The organism is Herbaspirillum huttiense (assembly GCF_047300815.1).
Taxonomy (GTDB): Bacteria; Pseudomonadota; Gammaproteobacteria; order Burkholderiales; family Burkholderiaceae_D; genus Herbaspirillum; species Herbaspirillum huttiense_A.
Genome location: NZ_CP178608.1, coordinates 2,483,113 through 2,501,694, shown reverse-complemented (window position 1 = coordinate 2,501,694; position 18,582 = coordinate 2,483,113). Strand labels below are relative to the sequence as shown.

Here is an 18,582-nt window from a genome sequence, read left to right as displayed (position 1 = left end):
TTACTCTCCGTATTACGAATCAATGATGACCGCTTTAGAAGCCGGTACCCAGTTGGAACTGGAAGGACTGAGACTTGTCACCCGTCTTCAGGTTCAATGGCTTGCCGAAGCTGAGCTTCAACGGGCCAATCGGCGACACCCAGCTGATACCGACACCGGCCGAATAGCGCAGGTCGTTCAACTTGATGTTCTGGCCGTCGGCGAAGACGTTGCCGCCGTCAAAGAAGGTGAACCAGCGCAGCGTGCGGTCCTGGCCCGAGCCCGGGAACGGGAACTGCAGTTCGGCATTGCCGTACAGACGCGAGGCGCCGCCCATGGAGTCGCCGTACTGGTCCTTCAGGCTACCCAGCGAGGAGGCTTCATAGCCACGCACGGTGCCGATACCGCCGGCATAGTAGTTCTTGAACACCGGATAGGGCTTGCTGCCGATGCCGCGGCCATAATCCACTTCGCCATTCAGGGCCAGAGTGACGGCCTTGCTGAAGAAGGGCTGGAAATACTGGTGCTGATAGCTGGCGCGGTAGTACTTCAGGGTGCCCACGTAGGAGACCTCGAAGTTGGCGCGCTGGAAGCGGCCGGTGGTGGGCACCAGGGCCGAATCGCGGCCGTCACGCTGCCACGCGATGGTCAGCGGGATGCTGGTGGTACGGGCGCTGCCAACACCGCAGCTGGCGTCGTTGATCACATCGCAACCGGCCGCGCCGGCGCCACCGAAGTCGCGCACATACTGGCGATAGATCGACGGGCTGGTGGTATCGGTGCTGACGTTGGTGTTTTCCACGCCGACGCCAAAGAACACGCGATCCAGTTCCGAGAACGGCACGCCGAACTTGATGCTGCCACCCAGCGTCTTGACGCGGTAGTCACCGGTCGTATAGACCGAAGGACGAATGGTACGCAGGTAGACTTCGTAGGTGCGGCTGATGCCGTCATCAGTGAAGTACGGGTTGGTGGTCGACACCGAGATCGTGCGATAGCGCGAGCTGGTGTTGATGTCGATACCGACCGTGTTGCCGCTGCCGAAGGCGTTTTCCTGGGAGATCGAGCCGGTCAGGCTGAGCTTGTCCGATTGCGAGAAGCCGGCACCGACCATGATGTTGCCGGTCGGCTTTTCTTCGACCTTCATGTTCACGTCGACCTGGTCGCTGGTACCCGGCACTTCGGGGGTATCGACCGTGACTTCCTTGAAGTAGCCCAGGCGGTCCACGCGGTCGCGCGAGAGCTTGATCTTTTCACCGTCGTACCAGGAATCCTCGAACTGGCGGAATTCGCGGCGGATCACCTCATCGCGGGTCTTGGTATTGCCGGCGATGTTGACGTGACGCACGTAGACGCGCTTGCCCGGGTCGACCATGATGGTGAAGGCGACTTCCTTCTTCTCGCGGTCCACGTTGGGGTTGGCGTTGACGTTGGCGAAGGCGTAGCCGAAGTTGCCCAGGCGTTCGCCGATCTTCTTGGTGCTGTCGGTCAGTTTGGCGCCGGAATAGACGTCGCCCTTCTTCAGCTGCACCAGCTTGGCCAGTTCCGGCTCCATGCCGAACATTTCGCCGTCCAGCTTGATGTCGGAGACGGTGTACTTCTCACCTTCCTTGATGTTGACGGTGATGTAGATGTCTTTCTTGTCGGGCGTGATCGACACCTGGGTCGACTCGATCTGCATTTCCAGGTAGCCGCGATCCAGGTAGTAGGAGCGCAGGGTTTCGATGTCGCCTTGCAGCTTTTCCTTGGAGTACTGGTCGGCCTTGGTGTACCAGGTGAACCAGCCCGGGGTGGTCAGCTTGATCTGGTCGCGCAGGGTGCTGTCGGAAAAGACCTTGTTGCCGACGAAGTTGATCTGCTTGATGCGCGAGACGTCACCTTCATCCACGCCGAAGGTAATGGCCACGCGGTTGCGCTCCACCGGGGTGACGGTGGTGGACACCTTGGCGCCATACAGGCCGCGCGAGAGGTATTGGCGTTTGAGTTCCTGTTCGGCACGATCGACCTGCGAACGGTCGAAGATGCGCGACTCGGCCACGCCGATTTCCTTCAGGGCCTTGGTCAGCTGTTCCTTGTCGAATTCCTTGATGCCGGAGAAGTCGACGCTGGCAATGGCCGGGCGCTCGACCACCTGCACCACCAGCACGTCGCCTTCGGCTTCGATGCGCACGTCACGGAAGAAACCGGTGGCATACAGCGCCTTGATCGCGGCGGTCGCCTTTTCATCGTTGAAGGTATCGCCCACGCGCACCGGCAGGTAGCTGAAGACGGTACCGGCTTCAGTACGCTGGATGCCTTCGACGCGGATGTCCTTGACCACGAACGGCGTGATCGCCATGGCCTGGCTGGAGCACAGGGCAAAGGCGGCAGCGGCAATCAGGCGACGGGAGAGAGTCGGGATGGGATGTTGCGCAGGGTGTAATTTCATCTATCGTTCATCAACAGTTTTTCGCTGCGGCACTGCCTGACATGATGCTGGTAAGCAATTGAAAACGGATTCCTGATCCATTGCCAATTGCTTAACAACTGCCATCGGAGTTGGCCGGCAAATGTAAAAAATCCGGTCTTTCGCGCCATTCTCGTCGCTGCTCGCATGCTCGACGAGGATGGCATCAGGCCGGATTCATCCTTGGAACATCAGTCGCACGATATCGTTGAATGCAGCAACGAGCATCAGCGCCATCAGTAAGCCCAGGCCGGCACGCTGCGCGATTTCCCCAAACCGCTCGGAAACGGGCCGTCCTGTCAAAATCTCCAGCGCATAATACAGCAAATGACCGCCGTCTAAAACCGGGATTGGCAACAGATTCATCACGCCCAGGCTGATACTGATGAAGGCCAGGAAGCTGAGGTAGCTCACCAGGCCCACGCGGGCGGTCTGTCCGGCATAGTCGGCGATGGTAATGGGACCGGTGATGTTCTTGAGCGAAACCTGGCCGACGATCATCTTGCCGATCATCTTGATGGTCATCACGCTGGTATCCCAGGTGCGCTGGGCGCCCTTGGCCACGGCCGTGAAGGGATCATCGCTGACGGTGGCCATCTCGGGGGCCAGCGGCACTTCGACCTTGATGCGGCCGATGCGCTTGCCGCTCTCACCCTCTTCCACCGTATCAGGCGTCACGCGCACTTCCAGCGGCGTGCTGCCACGCACGGCTTGCAGCAGCAAGGGCTTGCCGGCCGACTCCCGCACCTTCTCGACGAAGGCCAGGCCATCCTGCACCGGCACGCCATCGATGGCGGTGATGCGGTCGCCGCTTTGCAGGCCCGCGGTCTTGGCGGGACCCTCCATGATCTTGCCCAGCACGGCCGGCGGACGCGCCAGCGACAAGCCCAGCTTGGCCAGGAAGTCGCCTTCCAGTTCATTGCTGTCGATGCCACCCAAGCGCAAGGTGACGGTATTGAGCAGCTTGCCGCTGCCGTTGGGATTGGGACGTTCGACGTCGATGCGGGCGTCCGCCTTTTCCAGCACCAGCTGCATCAGCTTCCAGCGCACTTCGGACCAGACCTGCACCGGGGCGCCATTGATGGCCGTAATGCGATCGCCTGCCCGCAGGCCGGCCTGGTAGGCCGCCGTCTGTGCGGTCGCCGCACGCAGTACCGGCACCGGTTCGGGCACGCCGTGCATGTAGAGACCGGCAAAGAGAAGAATGGCCAGCAGGAAATTGGCGATCGGGCCGGCGGCCACGATGGCGATGCGGCGCCAGACGGATTGACGGGTGAATTCGCGCTTGAGATCTGCTTCCGGGATGTCTTCCAGCGGCTGTTCACGGGCGTCCAGCATCTTCACGTAGCCGCCCAGCGGCAAGAGGGACAGCGCCCATTCCGTCTGGTCACGGCCGAAGCGGCGCGACCAGATCACCCGGCCCATGCCGACCGAGAAGCGCAATACCTTCACACCGCACCAGCGCGCCACCAGGTAATGCCCCAGCTCGTGGACAACCACCAGGCTGCCCAGGGCGACGAAGAAAGCGATCAGGGTATGCAGCAGGTTCATCGTGAAATCAGGGCCTCGGCATGATCACGCGCCTGCCGGTCCTGTTCCAGCAGAGCCGTGATGTCGTCGGCTTGCCGGTTCGGGATGGCGGACATGACCGTTTGGATCAGGGGAGCGATCTTCCCGAAGCCGATGCGGCGATCCAGGAAGGCTTGCACGGCGACTTCATTGGCGGCATTGAGAATGGCCGCCAGCGTCCCGCCGGCTCGCAGGGCATCATACGCCAGTTTCAGGCAGGGGAAGCGCTGGTAGTCGGGCGGGAAGAAGGACAGTTGCGCGATCTGCGCCAGATCCAGCGGCGCCACGCCTGACGCGATACGCTCGGGATAGGCCAGTGCGTTGGCAATGGGCGTACGCATGTCGGGGTTGCCCAGCTGCGCCAGCACCGAACCATCGGCGTAGGACACCATGGAATGGATCACGCTCTGCGGATGGATCACCACCTCGATCTTGTCGGCCGGCGCACCGAAGAGCCAGTGGGCCTCGATCACTTCCAGGCCCTTGTTCATCATGGTGGCCGAATCCACCGAGATCTTGCGCCCCATCACCCACTTGGGGTGGGCCACGGCCTCTTCCACCGTGACCTGGTCGAGGGTGTTCACATCGCGATTGAGGAAGGGGCCACCCGAGGCCGTCAGCAGGATCTTTTCGACACCATGGGCCGCCATCGAGCGGCTATACCCGGCCGGCAGGCACTGGAAGATGGCGTTGTGTTCGCTGTCGATGGGCAGCAGGCTGGCGCCGTGCGCCTGCACCGCATCCATGAGCAACTGGCCGGAAATGACCAGCGCTTCCTTGTTGGCCAGCAGGATCTTCTTGCCGGCACGGGCTGCCGCCAGGGTCGAGGCCAGTCCGGCGGCGCCGACGATGGCCGCCATGACCATGTCGCAACCGTCGGCCGAGGCGATGTCGCACAAGGCTTGCGGGCCATAGGCCACTTCAGTGGGCAGCTTGGCCGCGCGCAGCAGGTCCTGCAATTGCGCCGCCGCGTCGGCCGAGCCCACCACCGCCACTTGCGGACGGAAACGCTGGCATTGCTCGGCCAGTTCAGCCACGCGGGCATGGGCGCTCAATGCGAAGACGCGATAACGGTCGGGGTGGCGGGCCACCACATCGAGCGTGGACACGCCGATAGAGCCGGTGGAGCCAAGAATGCTGATGGACTGCATGGAATTTCCAGGACGAAAGCGGCGACTCAGGAAGCCGCCAGCCAGAGATCGACCAGCGCTGCCAGCGGCAGCACCGGGATGAGCGCATCGATACGATCGAGCACGCCGCCATGGCCGGGCAAAAGGTTGCTGCTGTCCTTCATCCCGGCGCGGCGCTTGAGTTGCGACTCGAACAGGTCGCCGACGACGCTGGCCACCACCATCAGGCTGAGGATACCGACAAAGCCGCCCCAGCCCCAGTGATTGAACAATTGATACTGGAAGGTCTCGCCGCCGCTCATGGACATGGCGACCGCCGCCGAAATCACCAGCACGGCCAGCCAGCCGCCGATGGCGCCCTCCCAGGACTTGCCTGGGGAAATGGTCGGCGCCAGCTTGTGGCGGCCGAAGCCCTTGCCTGAGAAGTAGGCGCCGATATCAGCCACCCACACCACGGCCATCACCGAGAGCAGGTACAGCGGCGAATGCTGGAACAGGTCCACGATGGCCACAAAGCAGCCGAGGATGGAGAGCATGTAGGTGCCGTTGAGCAGGCGATTGCCGAAGGCCTCGATCTTGGGCAAGCCCAGCCCGAGCGCCGGAACGAAGCGCAGTGCCCACAGCAGCACGCACAGCACGTAGAGGGCGCGCACGCTGGGCAGGCCCGAAAAGAACAGGATCACACTGAAAACCAGCGTCCAACCCAGTGCCCACACCGTGGGACGCGGGCTCTTGAAAAGGCGGAAGCATTCCCAGGCGCCAGCTGCAAAGAACACCAGCACCGCCATGGCAAAGGCCGGGAAATAACCGAAATAAAGGATGGGCAACAGGATTGCCAGGAGGATCAACGCCGTGATGACACGCGTCTTGAGCATCAGGAAACCTTTTTCTGGTCCAGCACCTGGGCACTGGTGCGCCCGAAGCGGCGCTCGCGTTGTTGGTAGGAGCCGATGGCCTGGTCCAGCGCCTTGGCGTCGAAATCAGGCCAGAAGGTCTCGGTGAAATACAGTTCGCTGTACGCGAGCTGCCACAACAGGAAATTGGAGATGCGCTGCTCGCCGCCGGTGCGGATGAAGAGGTCTGGCTCGGGGGCGTAAGCCATGGCGAGATAAGGGGCCAGCTCTTCCTCGGTGTAGTCGGTCGCGCCCGGCTTGTCCTTGACCATTCTGGAGACGGCCTGCATGACATCCCAGCGGCCGCCATAGTTGGCGCAGACGGTCAGGGTCAGGCGGTTGTTGCCGGCGGTCTGCTCTTCTGCCTTGGCGGCCATCTCCTGCAGCTTGGGATCGAAGCGGCTCATGTCGCCGACGATGCGCAGGCGGATGCCGTTGTTGGCCATCTTGCCGACTTCACGTTCCAGTACCGTCATGAACAGGCGCATCAGGACCGAGACCTCGTCGGCCGGCCGGCGCCAGTTCTCGGAACTGAAGGCAAACAGCGTGAGGAATTCGATGCCGCGTTCGGCGCTGGCCTCGACGATGGAGCGCACCGCATCCACGCCCTTGGCATGCCCCGCCACGCGCGGCAGGAAACGTTTGGTCGCCCAACGACCGTTGCCGTCCATGATGATGGCAACATGGCGCGGAACCGCGGAAGTCTCCGGAACCGCCTGAGTTGAGCTTTGGTGCTTCATGTAAATGATTTATTACTTTTCCGTGCACGGGACGCGAAGCGCAACATGGTAACGGGCCGCAGCCGCTTTGACAAACCGGCACGTCTGCTTCTCCCTTGCCTCTCCCGCTCCCTGCCTGCACTTTTGCTGTCTTGGACTTGTTCGTGCAGCGCGGCCGCCATGGGCAGCCGCGCCTGGGACCTGCTGGACGGCTTACACCGTCATCACTTCCTTTTCCTTGTCGGTGACCATCTTGTCGATGTCGGCCACGAACTTGTCGGTCAGCTTCTGGATCTCGTCCTGGCCACGACGCTCGTCATCTTCCGAGGCAATCTTGTCCTTGACCAGTTTCTTCAAGCCTTCATTGCCTTCGCGGCGGATGTTGCGCACCGCGATCTTGGCGTCTTCAGCTTCGCTCTTGACCAGCTTGACCATTTCCTTGCGGCGCTCTTCGGTCAGCGCGGGCATCGGCACGCGGATCAGGTCGCCGTGGGTGGCTGGATTCAGGCCCAGATCGGCTTCACGGATGGCCTTCTCGATGACGGCAGCCATTTTCTTCTCGAAAGGCTGCACACCGATGGTGCGGGCATCAATCAGGGTCAGGTTGGCGACCTGCGACAGGCCGGTGGGCGAACCATAGTATTCGACCATCACTTGATCCAGCAGGCCGGTGTGGGCACGGCCGGTACGGACCTTGGCCAGGTTGGCCTTCAGGGTTTCGATGGACTTGGCCATCTTCTGCTCGGTATTTTTCTTGACGTCAGCGACACTCATGCTGCTCTCCTAACTTTGGTGCAATAACTTGGCTTGTCTTGATGGCAAATGCCTGAAAGACGGGCATTGTAAACGGGAATCCCGGCCTGCGGCCGGTTTCTGCACTGCAATATCGCAGCGCCCTGCTTCAGACGTGGACCAGGGTCCCTTCGTCGGCGCCCATGACCACGCTCTTCAACGCGCCCGGCTTGACGATGGAAAACACCTTGATCGGCAGTTTCTGGTCGCGGCACAGCGCAAAGGCGGTCGCATCCATCACCTGCAGGTGCTTGGCGATGGCTTCATCGAAGGAAATCGACTGGTAGCGGGTAGCTGCAGGATCCTTCTTGGGGTCGGCGGTGTAGACACCATCCACCTTGGTGGCCTTCAGCACGATCTGGGCGCCGATTTCCGAGCCACGCAGGGCGGCAGCGGTATCGGTGGTGAAGAAGGGGTTGCCGGTACCGGCGGCGAAGACCACGATCTTGCCTTCCTCCAGGTATTGCAGCGCCTTGGGGCGCACATAGGGCTCGACCACCTGTTCGATGCCGATGGCCGACATCACGCGGGCCGTCAGGCCGGCCTGGCGCATGGCATCGGCCAGGGCCAGCGAGTTCATGACGGTGGCCAGCATGCCCATGTAGTCGGCGGTCGCGCGATCCATGCCCTGGGCGCCCGGCGCCACGCCGCGGAAGATGTTGCCGCCACCGATCACGATGGCCAGTTCCACGCCCAGTTTGCTGATTTCTGCTACATCCGCGACCATGCGTTCGATGGTCGCGCGATTGATACCGTAGGCGTCGTCGCCCATGAGTGCTTCGCCGGAGAGTTTGAGGAGTACGCGCTTGTAAGCTGGTGTTGTCATTGCAGGGCTCCGTGTTCTGTCCGAGGTTGAATTACGTATTGACGCGCCGGCACTGGCCATCACCCGACGAAATGGCGCTGTTTCGTCATCAGGAGGTTGTCCGAACGCATGAGGGGATTGTGTTGCTGCGCCCTGTTGTTTCTTGCTGCTACTGCATGCTGTGCTGCTTGCCGGCGGCTGCACGTCAGCATTCATCCGACGGACGATCCTGACTGTAGATGCAGGCGACTCCGAAAGTTCCCGGAGCCCGGCTTAAAAAAACGGGCCTCTCGGCCCGTTTTTCCTGCGACGCTTACTGAGCTTGTTTCGCTGCAGCCACTTGCGCTGCCACTTCAGCTGCGAAGTCGTCCTGCTTCTTCTCGATGCCTTCGCCGACCACGTACATGGCGAACGACTTGACGGTGGTATTGGCCGCCTTGAGCATCTGTTCGACGCTTTGCTTGTCGTTCTTCACGAAAGCCTGGTTGAACAGGGACACTTCCTTGAGGTACTTCTGCACCGAACCGTCCACCATCTTGGCGACGATGTCAGCCGGCTTGCCGGATTCGGCAGCCTTCAGGGCGGCGACCGAGCGTTCCTTCTCGATCAGGTCGGCCGGCACTTGCTCAGCCGACAGGGCGACCGGCTTCATGGCGGCGATGTGCATGGCCACGTCCTTGCCGACTTGCTCTTCTGCGCCGTCGAACTCGACGATCACGCCGATACGGGTGCCGTGCAGGTAGGCAGCCAGCTTGCCGGTGGTTTCGAAACGCTGGAAGCGACGGAACGACATGTTCTCGCCGATGCGGCCGATCAGTTCGGTGCGCACTTCTTCCAGGGTCTTGCCGTCGGCCAGCTTGCAGGCGCCCAGGGCAGCCACGTCAGCCGGATTCTGCTCGACCACCAGCTTGGCAGCGGCTTCGACCAGACCGATGAACTCGTCGTTCTTGGTCACGAAGTCGGTTTCACAGTTCACTTCGACCAGGGCGCCGACGTTGCCAGCGATGTAGGCCGAGATCACGCCTTCTGCGGTGATGCGGGAAGAGGCCTTGGAAGCCTTGCTGCCCAGCTTGACGCGCAGGATTTCTTCAGCCTTGGCCATGTCGCCATCGGCTTCGGTCAGCGCCTTCTTGCATTCCATCATCGGCGCGTCGGTCTTCGCGCGCAGATCGCCCACCATTGCTGCGGTAATTGCCGCCATACTTTTCTCCTGACTTGGAGGCATCCCGCGCATGCGGCATGCCTGAAACTCGAAAATTGAATCAAAAAAAAGGGGCCACTGCGTCACTACCCGCTGTCACCCCTTTTTGGACTACCGTACTACCGGAAGAGCAGAATCAAGCCTGCTCGACCTCGACGAATTCATCGCCCTTGACTGCTTCGACGACGTCGTTGACGGCGTTGGCGCGGCCTTCCAGCACGGCGTCAGCCATGCCGCGAGCGTACAGAGCGATCGCCTTGGCGGAGTCGTCGTTACCCGGGATCACGTAGGTGACGCCTTCGGGCGAGTGGTTGGTATCGACCACGCCGATGACCGGAATGCCCAGCTTGGCGGCTTCGGTGATGGCGCCCTTGTGGTAGCCGACGTCGATGACGAAGATGGCGTCAGGAATGCCGCCCATGTCCTTGATGCCGCCGATGGCCTTCTGCAGCTTTTCTTGCTCGCGGCTGAACAGCAGGGCTTCCTTCTTGGACAGCTTCTCGACCGAACCGTCTTCCAGCGCAGCTTCCATATCCTTCAGGCGCTTGATGGAGGTCTTGATGGTCTTGAAGTTGGTCAGCATGCCGCCCAGCCAGCGCTGGTCAACGTAGGGCACGCCAGCGCGCTGCGCTTCGGTGGCCAGGATTTCGCGGGCTTGACGCTTGGTACCGACGAACAGGATGGTGCCGCGGTTGGCCGACAGCTGGCGCACGTACTTGACGGCTTCCTGGTACATGCCCAGGGTCTTTTCCAGGTTGACGATGTGAATCTTGTTGCGATGGCCGAAAATGAAGGGGGCCATCTTGGGGTTCCAGAAGCGGGTTTGGTGACCGAAGTGGACACCGGCTTCCAGCATTTCGCGCATGGTAACGGACATGAATTTCTCCAGGGTTAGGTCTGGAATCCGCTCGGTCATCCGGCTCATGCAGCCGGACACCCTTTTAGCGAACGGATTCGCGTTTCAAAAGATAATTTACGACATTTATTGCCAAAGAGACATGAAGAATCATTCCGCACACCGCATTCGACAACCGACCTGAGGTTTTCAGATCAGCCCGGCATTCTACTCGACCCATCACTTTTGTTCAAGTAGCACATGAAGATAAGCGATACAGCCATACTCAAGCCCCGGCAAGTCGGCCGGAGCCGGCAAAACAGAAAGCACCCCTGTCGTCTATAATCCGGACTTGACGATTTTCTAGCGAATTGCGATTCATCATGGGCAACATCACCATCAAGACCGCCGAAGACATCGAAGGCATGCGCGTGGCCGGCCGCCTGGCCGCCGAGGTGCTGGACTACATCACCCCCTTCGTGAAACCGGGCGTGACCACCGGCGAGATCGACCGCCTCTGCCACGAGTACATGACCAACGTGCAAGGCAGCATCCCGGCCCCGCTGAACTACTGCCCGCCGGGCTACACGCCCTACCCCAAGGCCATCTGCACCTCCCTCAATGACGTGATCTGCCACGGCATCCCGGGCGACAAGGTGATGAAGAACGGCGACGTGCTCAACATCGACGTCACCATCATCAAGAATGGCTACCACGGCGACACCAGCCGCATGTTCTTCCTGGGTGAGCCGTCCATCCTGGCGCGCCGCCTGACCGAAATCACCTATGAATGCATGTGGCTGGGCATCTCCAGGATCAAGCCGGGCGCCCACCTGGGCGATATCGGCCACGTGATCCAGCAGCACGCCGAAAAAGCCGGCTACAGCGTGGTGCGCGAGTTCTGCGGCCACGGCATCGGCAAGGTCTTCCACGAAGAACCGCAGGTCTTGCACTACGGCCGCCCCGGCACGCTGGAGAAGCTGGAAGCCGGCATGATCTTCACGGTGGAACCGATGATCAACGCCGGCCGCCGCGAAATCCGCGAAATGGGCGACGGCTGGACCATCAAGACCAAGGACCGCAGCCTGTCGGCCCAGTGGGAACACACCGTGCTGGTCACCGAGACCGGCTTCGAAGTGCTGACCGTCTCCCCGGGCATGCCGGCACCACCGGCCTTCATCCAGAACCAGGTCGCCACCCCGGCGTGATCCTGGCTGCCGGAACCATGTGCCCTCCACCCTGCGCACAGTTTCCGGCACGAAACCTGCTTGGGGCGCAAAGCCGCATGGGGATGCGGCTTTGTTCATATAGGCGCCGCCCCGCCGCCCTGCTTGCTCTGATTGCCTACCACGATGCCCACACTCGCCATCACGCTCAAGAAACAGCTCAAGGCCGCGCGCCAGCAAGCCATCGAGGTGTTCCAGTCCAACCACAAGACCGAGCAGTTGCTGGCCCAGTTGCGCCGCAACGTGGATGAGGCACTGACTACCGCCTGGGAAGAGCTGGGCATGTCCGGCAACGCCGCCCTGGTGGCCGTAGGCGGCTATGGCCGGGGCGAGCTGTTCCCGCATTCGGACGTGGATGTGCTGATCCTGCTGGACCAGGCCCCGGATGCCGCCAAGAAGGAAAAGCTGGAATCGCTGGTGCAGCTGTTCTGGGACATCGGCCTTGAAATCGGCCACAGCATCCGCACCATCGACGAATGCCTGGATGAATCGGCCGCCGACATCACGGTGCAGACCAGCCTCCTGGAAGCCCGCCTGGTGACCGGCAACCGCGCCCTCTTCAAGAAATTGCAGGAGCGCTACCAGGCCGCGCTGGACCCGCTGGCCTTCTTCCAGGCCAAGACCCTGGAAATGCGCCAGCGCCACGTCAAATATGAAGATACGCCCTACAGCCTCGAACCCAACTGCAAGGAAAGCCCCGGTGGCCTGCGCGACCTGCAGGTGATCCTGTGGGTGGCCAAGGCGGCGGGGCTGGGCAATTCCTGGGGGGAATTGGCCGAGCACGGCATGCTGACCTCCACCGAGGCGCGCCAGCTGCGCCAGAAGGAACGCGCCTTCAAGGACATTCGCATCCGCCTGCACATCCTGACCGACCGCCGTGAAGACCGGCTGGTCTTCGACATCCAGACCCAGATCGCCGAGACCTTCGGCTTCAAGACCACCGATACCCGCCGCGCCAGCGAATACCTGATGCAGCGCTACTACTGGGCGGCCAAGGCAGTCACGCAGCTCAACACCATCCTGCTGCAGAACATCGAAGCCCACCTTTTCCCCCAGCAGGCGGTACCGCGCCCGCTCAACGAGCGTTTCAACGAGGTCAACGGTTTCGTCGACATTGCCCACGACAAGGTCTTCGAGGAGACACCGTCGGCCATGCTGGAGGTTTTCCTGGTACTGGCAGAACATCCGGAATTGAAGGACATGTCGGCGCGCACCCTGCGTGCGCTGTGGCACGCGCGCTTCAAGATCGACAACGCGTTCCGCGCCGATCCGGGCAACCACCGCCTGTTCATGCAGATCATCCAGAGCAAGCGCGGCATCATCCACGCCCTGCGCGGAATGAACAGCAGCAGCGTGCTCGGACGCTACCTGCCGAACTTCCGCCAGATCGTCGGCCAGATGCAGCACGACCTGTTCCACGTCTACACGGTAGACCAGCACATCCTGATGGTGGTGCGCAACGTACGCCGCTTCACGATGAGCGAACATGCGCATGAATATCCGTTCTGCAGCCAGCTCATGGCCAACTTCGGCCAGCCCTGGGTGCTGTATGTCGCGGCGCTGTTCCACGACATCGCCAAGGGCCGGGGTGGCGACCACTCCAAGCTGGGCATGGCCGACGCCCGCGCCTTCTGCGAGCAGCACGGCATCTCGCCGGACAATACCGAGCTCATCGTGTTCCTGGTGGAGCAGCACCTGGCCATGTCGCACGTGGCGCAAAAGCAGGACATGTCGGACCCCGACGTCATCACCGCCTTCGCCCAGCTGGTCAAGGACGAGCGCCACCTCACCGCGCTCTACCTGCTGACGGTGGCCGATATCCGCGGCACCAGCCCCAAGGTCTGGAACGCCTGGAAGGGCAAGCTGCTGGAAGACCTGTACCGCATGACCCTGCGCGTGCTGGGTGGCGAAGCCCCCTCGGCCGACCGCGAACTGAAGAATACCCAGCAGGAAGCCATCAAGACCCTGCGCCTGTACGGCCTGCCGGCCGACGCCCACGAAGCGCTGTGGAAGCAGCTGGACGTGGCCTACTTCCTGCGCCACGACGCCTCCGACATCGCCTGGCAGACGCGCTGCTTCTACGACAAGGTCGACACCGGTGTGCCGCTGGTGCGCTGCCGCCTGGCACCCATTGGCGAAGGTGTTCAGGTGGCGGTCTACACGCCCGACCGCCCTGACCTGTTTGCGCGCATCTGCAGCTATTTCGATGAAAAAAGCTTCAGTATCTTCGACGCCAAGATCCACACCACCCGCAACGATTACGCGCTGGATGCCTTCCTCATCAATGCCCCGGTCTTCGCCAAGAACTACCGCGACATCATCAACCTGATCGAGCACGAACTGGGTGCCCTGCTGCAGTCCGACGCGCCGCTGCCGGCCCCGTCCAAGGCCCGCCTGTCGCGGCTGTCGCGCACCTTCCCGGTCAATCCCTCGGTGGACCTGCGCCCGGATGAACGCGGCCAGTACTACCTGCTGTCGGTCTCGGCCAATGACCGCGCGGGGCTGCTGTATTCGATCTCCAATGTGCTGGCCAAGTACCGCATCAACCTGCATACCGCCAAGGTAATGACCCTGGGCGAGCGGGTCGAAGACGTGTTCCTCATCGACGGCCCGGGCCTGTCCCAGCCGCGCAACCAGATCATGCTGGAAACCGAACTGCTGCAGACCCTGCGCATCTGACCCGCATTACCCTGTCCGCGCTGCCGCCCATGTCTGGCGCGGCGGCGCGGCTGGCCGTACAATCTCACCCTCGCCGCTGGCCGGCCTCCGTTTTTCGCAAGGCAATCCCCATGACTGAACCTGTAAGACTTTCCAAACGCATGTCCGAACTCGGCCTGTGCTCGCGCCGCGAAGCCGACGAATGGATAGAAAAAGGCTGGGTGCGCGTGGACGGCCAGGTGGTGTCGGTGCTGGGCAGCAAGGTGCTGCCGCACCAGAAAGTCACCGTGGAACGCCAGGCCAGCGCCGAGCAGGCCCAGCGCGTGACCATCCTGATCAACAAGCCCATGGGCTACGTCAGCGGCCAGGCCGAGGATGGCTACAAGCCGGCCATGGTGCTGGTCAACGAACAGTCGCGCTGGGCCGAAGACCAGACCGAGATGCGCTTCCACCCGCGCCAGTTGAAGAGCCTGGTGCCGGCCGGACGGCTGGACATCGATTCGGTGGGCCTGCTGGTGCTGACCCAGGATGGCCGCATCGCCAAGCAACTGATCGGCGAGGATTCGGCGGTCGACAAGGAATACCTGGTGCGCGTGCAATACACCCGTCCCGGCAAGCTGCCTGAATCCGATCTCAAGCGCCTGAACCACGGCCTCATCATGGATGGCAAGCCGCTGCGCCCGGCCAAGGTGGTGTGGCAGAACGAGGACCAATTGCGCTTTACCCTGCGCGAAGGCAAGAAGCGCCAGATCCGCCGCATGTGCGACATGGTCGGGCTGAAGGTGATCGGCTTGAAGCGCGTGCGTATCGGTGGCGTGAAGCTGGGCGAGCTGCCCACGGGCCAGTGGCGCTACCTGCGGCCGGACGAGAAGTTCTGAACGCGATTTCCTGAATGAAAAAACGGCCCTGACTCACCATCAGGGCCGTTCTTTTTTGCCGCAGGCAAAAAGGATCAGAGGAAACGATCCAGGATCTTGCGACTGTGCTTGTCCAGCGCCTTCTGGTCGCGGATCAGGAACTGGATGCCGTGGCTGTCGGCAATGAGCAGCGCCGGCGCGGCCAGGCGGCGGATATCTTCCTCGCCCTTGAGCGTGAAGGTGGTGGTGCCGCGCGTGGTCTGCACGGTCCAGTCGCTGGGCGTGGCGAAGGTCGACACGCTGACGATGCGCTGGATCTCCGGCATGAACTCGCGGCTGGCCAGTTCTTCCTCGATCAGGCGGCGCGTGGGCGCATCCACTTCCTCCAGGGTATCGATCCAGGCCAGCTCGTGGCCGTCGCTGCTGACCAGGGACAGGCCGCGATCGGGCGAGGTGACCGGAAATGCACGTACCGGAATCACGTGCTCGTGCAGGCCGCCCTGGGCGTCGGTCAACACCAGGCGTCCAAAAGCGTTGCGCTCCAGCGTGAAGCTTTGGGCTGAATGGTTGGTGGTGCTCATGGCTTATTCGCCCTTCTCTTCTTCGCTCACCGAGACCTCGGCATCGCCATCAGGGTTACGCGCCTGGGCCTGGTAGAGCTTGTAGTAATGCCCTTCCCGGGCCATCAGTTCCTCGTGGTTGCCGACCTCGACCACCTGGCCGCGATCCAGCACCACCAGGCGATCGGCCTTGCGCAGGGTCGACAGGCGGTGCGCGATGGCAATCGTGGTGCGGCCCTGGACCAGGTTGTCCAGCGCCTTCTGGATTTCCTTTTCGGTGGTGGTATCGACCGAGGAAGTGGCCTCGTCCAGGATCAGGATGCGCGGGTCGATCAGCAGCGCGCGCGCAATCGAGATGCGCTGGCGCTCACCGCCCGACAAGGCCTGGCCGCGCTCACCGACCAGCGAGTCATAGCCTTGCGGCAGGCGCAGGATGAACTCATGCGCATGGGCCGCACGGGCCGCGGCGATGATTTCCTCGCGGGTGGCTTCCGGCTTGCCGTAGGCGATGTTCTCGGCAATGGTGCCGAAGAACAGGAAGGGTTCCTGCAGCACCAGGCCGATGTTGCGGCGGTATTCGGAAATGGGCAGCGAACGGATGTCCACGCCATCGATGCGGATCGCCCCTTCGGAGACATCGTAGAAGCGGCAGATCAGGTTGACCATGGTGGACTTGCCCGAACCGCTGTGACCGACCAGGCCGATCATCTCGCCCGGCGCAATGGACAGGCTCATGTTGCGGATCACCGCGCGGTTGCCGTAGCGGAAGCCGATGTTGCGCACTTCGATGGCGCCCTTGACGTTTTCCAGGTGCACCGGGTTGGCCGGTTCTGGCACGCTGGAGACGTGGTCCAGGATGTCGAAGATGCGCTTGGCACCGGCGGCGGCCTTTTGGGTCACCGAGACGATGCGGCTCATCGAATCCAGACGGGTATAGAAGCGGCTGATGTAGGCCAGGAAGGCGGTCAGCACACCAACCGTGATCTGGTTGCTGGAGACCTGCCAGATCCCGAACACCCACACCACCAGCAAGCCCACTTCGGTCAGGAAGGTGACCGTGGGCGTGAAGAGCGACCAGATCTTGTTGACCCGGTCATTGACCATCAGGTTGTGGCGGTTGGCTTCGCGGAAACGCGCCACTTCGCGCTTTTCCTGCGCAAAAGCCTTCACCACGCGGATGCCGGGGATGGTATCGGCCAGCACATTGGTCACCTCCGACCAGATGCGGTCGATCTTCTCGAAACCGTGGCGCAGGCGATCGCGTACCACGTGAATCATCCAGGCGATGAACGGCAGCGGCAACAAGGTCACCAGCGCCAGCCAGGGATTGATCGAGATGAGGATGGCCGCCGTCATGATGATCATCAGCACGTCGATGGCGAAATCGAGCAGGTGCAGCGACAGGAACACGCAGATGCGGTCGGTTTCCGAGCCGATGCGCGCCATCAGGTCGCCGGTGCGCTTGCCGCCGAAATATTCCTGCGACAGCCGCAGCAGGTGCGCATAGGTGGTCGTGCGCAGGTCCGCGCCGATGCGCTCGGACACCAGCGCCAGGATGTAGGTGCGCGCCCAGCCCAGCCCCCAGGCCAGCACCGCCGCGCCCAGCAGGCCCGACAGGTACAGCGTGGCCAGGTGGGTATCGATGGGGGTGCCGTTCTGGAATGGGATCAGCACATTGTCCATCAGCGGCATGGTCATGTAGGGCGGCACCAGCGTGGCGGCGGTGGAGGCCAGCGTCAGCAGGAAGCCCAGCAGCAGCGAGCCCTTGTAGGGCTTGGCGAAGCGCGAGAGGCGGAACAGCGCCCAAGTCGACGGTGGCGCTTCCTTGGTTTCCGGGCAGATGGCACAGGTTTCCTGGCCTTCGGGCAGCACGGCCTTGCAGGTCGGGCAGACGTCGCCCTCCTCTTCGGCCTGCACCCCCGAGGCCAGCAGGTCGCGCTGCTGCTCGAAGAGCTTGATCAGGCGCAGCGCCTGCGGATTCTGGGCCAGGGTATAGCGCCAGGCGGCCAGCCGGCTGGCAGCGTCGCACAACTCCAGGGTACCCACACCGGCGTGGTCGACATGCTTCAGTTGCAGGTCGGGGCGATAGGCCCACTCTTGCCATTGCTGGCCGTCCGGGGACAGGGACAGCAGGCGGCGGTCGGTGGCCAGCACCAATGAAGGCTTGAATTGCAGCTGGGCGTCCAGGTCCAGTTCCAGCCAGGCCAGCACGGATTCCCCCTGGGCCAGGCGGGCAGCAGTTTCCGTTTGCCAGCGCTCGGGCAGGCTGGCGGTCGCGGAAGGAGTTGAGTCAGTAGTCATGTAACGGCAGCGTTGAGGCCCGAAGTGAGCAGTTTGGCTATTGTTTTAGGAGGTGCAGGTCTCGCCGGACCTGTTGTCTTGATGCCTGCAAGGATGTGCCAGCGGGCAGCGCGCGATTATAGCGCAGCGTCCCCCGCTGCCAATCCACGATCTGCCCACCCAAACGCCAGCGGCCTTGCGATAACGCGAGAGGTGGTCAAATGGTGTACCGGAGGTTTCACTTGATGGAACATCGAGGTGATCTTTCCCGCATGATGCGAATGGCTGATCTGCCAAAGGGTTCATCTCATGCGCAGGCCGCCGGATTTTTCGGCCGCATGGCCACGGCAGCGGGACAGTCTGCGACAATATCGTTCATCTCCATCCCAGCCTGCCCGCATGCATCCAGCCTTCCTCCCGTTGCGCCCTGCCCGTCTTTGCCGGTTCAAAGCGTTCATTTGATTGCCGCAGGACAACATCATTTTTCATTCAGTTCTGCCATCTGGCAAATGCAGTAAACCAAAAACCATCCTGCGCGTTAGTGAACCATGCGTTATTCTGACAGAGCGCTGACCGGCGTGCGCAGGGCGGCACGAGCGATGCAGCCAGCATCGGCATCCTGGCTTGGGCAA

At 62.2% G+C, this 18,582-nt stretch carries 15 protein-coding genes; 4 read left to right on the top strand and 11 right to left on the bottom strand.

Annotated features, from left to right (window positions below; genetic code table 11):
• Positions 1-34: 34 nt before the first annotated feature.
• The 9 genes from bamA to rpsB form a co-directional block, all read right to left on the bottom strand.
• On the bottom strand, positions 35-2,407 hold the full coding sequence (gene bamA / locus ACLRDN_RS11585) for an outer membrane protein assembly factor BamA (RefSeq protein WP_413460135.1): 2,373 nt from the start codon (positions 2,405-2,407) through the stop codon (positions 35-37).
• Positions 2,408-2,602: 195 nt separating this feature from the next.
• Positions 2,603-3,976 (bottom strand): RIP metalloprotease RseP, encoded by a 1,374-nt coding sequence (gene rseP / locus ACLRDN_RS11580; protein ID WP_413460134.1) that lies wholly within the window; start codon positions 3,974-3,976, stop codon positions 2,603-2,605.
• Positions 3,973-5,145, bottom strand: a complete 1,173-nt coding sequence (ispC, locus tag ACLRDN_RS11575) for a 1-deoxy-D-xylulose-5-phosphate reductoisomerase (RefSeq protein ID WP_413460133.1) — start codon at positions 5,143-5,145, stop codon at positions 3,973-3,975. The genes rseP and ispC overlap by 4 nt, the downstream gene beginning before the upstream one ends.
• A gap of 26 nt (positions 5,146-5,171) precedes the next feature.
• Entirely contained in the window at positions 5,172-5,999 is an 828-nt protein-coding gene (locus tag ACLRDN_RS11570; protein ID WP_413460132.1) for a phosphatidate cytidylyltransferase, read from the bottom strand.
• The gene (uppS, locus tag ACLRDN_RS11565) at positions 5,999-6,757 is read right to left on the bottom strand and encodes a polyprenyl diphosphate synthase (RefSeq protein WP_413460131.1); all 759 of its coding nucleotides are present in this window, start codon (positions 6,755-6,757) and stop codon (positions 5,999-6,001) included. Before uppS ends, ACLRDN_RS11570 begins: the two co-directional genes overlap by 1 nt.
• Before the next feature lie 192 nt (positions 6,758-6,949).
• The gene (gene frr / locus ACLRDN_RS11560) at positions 6,950-7,510 is read right to left on the bottom strand and encodes a ribosome recycling factor (protein ID WP_039788280.1); all 561 of its coding nucleotides are present in this window, start codon (positions 7,508-7,510) and stop codon (positions 6,950-6,952) included.
• A 127-nt stretch (positions 7,511-7,637) separates the two neighbouring features.
• On the bottom strand, positions 7,638-8,354 hold the full coding sequence (gene pyrH / locus ACLRDN_RS11555) for a UMP kinase (protein ID WP_088753856.1): 717 nt from the start codon (positions 8,352-8,354) through the stop codon (positions 7,638-7,640).
• A 292-nt stretch (positions 8,355-8,646) separates the two neighbouring features.
• The gene (gene tsf / locus ACLRDN_RS11550; RefSeq protein WP_413460130.1) at positions 8,647-9,534 is read right to left on the bottom strand and encodes a translation elongation factor Ts; all 888 of its coding nucleotides are present in this window, start codon (positions 9,532-9,534) and stop codon (positions 8,647-8,649) included.
• A 136-nt stretch (positions 9,535-9,670) separates the two neighbouring features.
• Positions 9,671-10,411 (bottom strand): 30S ribosomal protein S2, encoded by a 741-nt coding sequence (gene rpsB / locus ACLRDN_RS11545; protein WP_088753854.1) that lies wholly within the window; start codon positions 10,409-10,411, stop codon positions 9,671-9,673.
• A 341-nt stretch (positions 10,412-10,752) separates the two neighbouring features.
• On the opposite strand from rpsB, the gene map reads away from it, so the two are divergent.
• From map to ACLRDN_RS11530, 3 genes are all read left to right on the top strand, one after another.
• Positions 10,753-11,577, top strand: a complete 825-nt coding sequence (map, locus tag ACLRDN_RS11540; protein ID WP_034332956.1) for a type I methionyl aminopeptidase — start codon at positions 10,753-10,755, stop codon at positions 11,575-11,577.
• Positions 11,578-11,721: 144 nt separating this feature from the next.
• A complete protein-coding gene (locus ACLRDN_RS11535) occupies positions 11,722-14,274 on the top strand; it encodes a [protein-PII] uridylyltransferase (protein ID WP_413460129.1) in 2,553 nt (850 codons plus the stop codon).
• 110 nt (positions 14,275-14,384) lie between these two features.
• Entirely contained in the window at positions 14,385-15,131 is a 747-nt protein-coding gene (locus ACLRDN_RS11530; protein ID WP_034332946.1) for a pseudouridine synthase, read from the top strand.
• 74 nt (positions 15,132-15,205) lie between these two features.
• Here ACLRDN_RS11530 and ACLRDN_RS11525 read toward each other — a convergent pair whose 3' ends face one another.
• A complete protein-coding gene (locus ACLRDN_RS11525; protein WP_413460128.1) occupies positions 15,206-15,691 on the bottom strand; it encodes a DUF1854 domain-containing protein in 486 nt (161 codons plus the stop codon).
• A gap of 3 nt (positions 15,692-15,694) precedes the next feature.
• A complete protein-coding gene (locus ACLRDN_RS11520; protein ID WP_413460127.1) occupies positions 15,695-17,971 on the bottom strand; it encodes an ABC transporter ATP-binding protein in 2,277 nt (758 codons plus the stop codon).
• A 224-nt stretch (positions 17,972-18,195) separates the two neighbouring features.
• On the opposite strand from ACLRDN_RS11520, the gene ACLRDN_RS11515 reads away from it, so the two are divergent.
• The gene (locus tag ACLRDN_RS11515; protein WP_413460126.1) at positions 18,196-18,468 is read left to right on the top strand and encodes a hypothetical protein; all 273 of its coding nucleotides are present in this window, start codon (positions 18,196-18,198) and stop codon (positions 18,466-18,468) included.
• The last annotated feature ends 114 nt before the right edge of the window (positions 18,469-18,582 follow it).

Coding starts and splice junctions, on each gene's coding strand:
- map (WP_034332956.1), top strand. CDS start 10,753: ATGGGCAACATCACCATCAAGACCGCCGAAGACATCGAAGGCATGCGC.
- ACLRDN_RS11530 (WP_034332946.1), top strand. CDS start 14,385: ATGACTGAACCTGTAAGACTTTCCAAACGCATGTCCGAACTCGGCCTG.
- ispC (WP_413460133.1), bottom strand. CDS start 5,145: ATGCAGTCCATCAGCATTCTTGGCTCCACCGGCTCTATCGGCGTGTCC.
- ACLRDN_RS11570 (WP_413460132.1), bottom strand. CDS start 5,999: ATGCTCAAGACGCGTGTCATCACGGCGTTGATCCTCCTGGCAATCCTG.
- ACLRDN_RS11525 (WP_413460128.1), bottom strand. CDS start 15,691: ATGAGCACCACCAACCATTCAGCCCAAAGCTTCACGCTGGAGCGCAAC.
- tsf (WP_413460130.1), bottom strand. CDS start 9,534: ATGGCGGCAATTACCGCAGCAATGGTGGGCGATCTGCGCGCGAAGACC.
- rseP (WP_413460134.1), bottom strand. CDS start 3,976: ATGAACCTGCTGCATACCCTGATCGCTTTCTTCGTCGCCCTGGGCAGC.
- bamA (WP_413460135.1), bottom strand. CDS start 2,407: ATGAAATTACACCCTGCGCAACATCCCATCCCGACTCTCTCCCGTCGC.
- ACLRDN_RS11520 (WP_413460127.1), bottom strand. CDS start 17,971: ATGACTACTGACTCAACTCCTTCCGCGACCGCCAGCCTGCCCGAGCGC.
- pyrH (WP_088753856.1), bottom strand. CDS start 8,354: ATGACAACACCAGCTTACAAGCGCGTACTCCTCAAACTCTCCGGCGAA.
- frr (WP_039788280.1), bottom strand. CDS start 7,510: ATGAGTGTCGCTGACGTCAAGAAAAATACCGAGCAGAAGATGGCCAAG.
- ACLRDN_RS11515 (WP_413460126.1), top strand. CDS start 18,196: ATGGAACATCGAGGTGATCTTTCCCGCATGATGCGAATGGCTGATCTG.
- uppS (WP_413460131.1), bottom strand. CDS start 6,757: ATGAAGCACCAAAGCTCAACTCAGGCGGTTCCGGAGACTTCCGCGGTT.
- rpsB (WP_088753854.1), bottom strand. CDS start 10,411: ATGTCCGTTACCATGCGCGAAATGCTGGAAGCCGGTGTCCACTTCGGT.
- ACLRDN_RS11535 (WP_413460129.1), top strand. CDS start 11,722: ATGCCCACACTCGCCATCACGCTCAAGAAACAGCTCAAGGCCGCGCGC.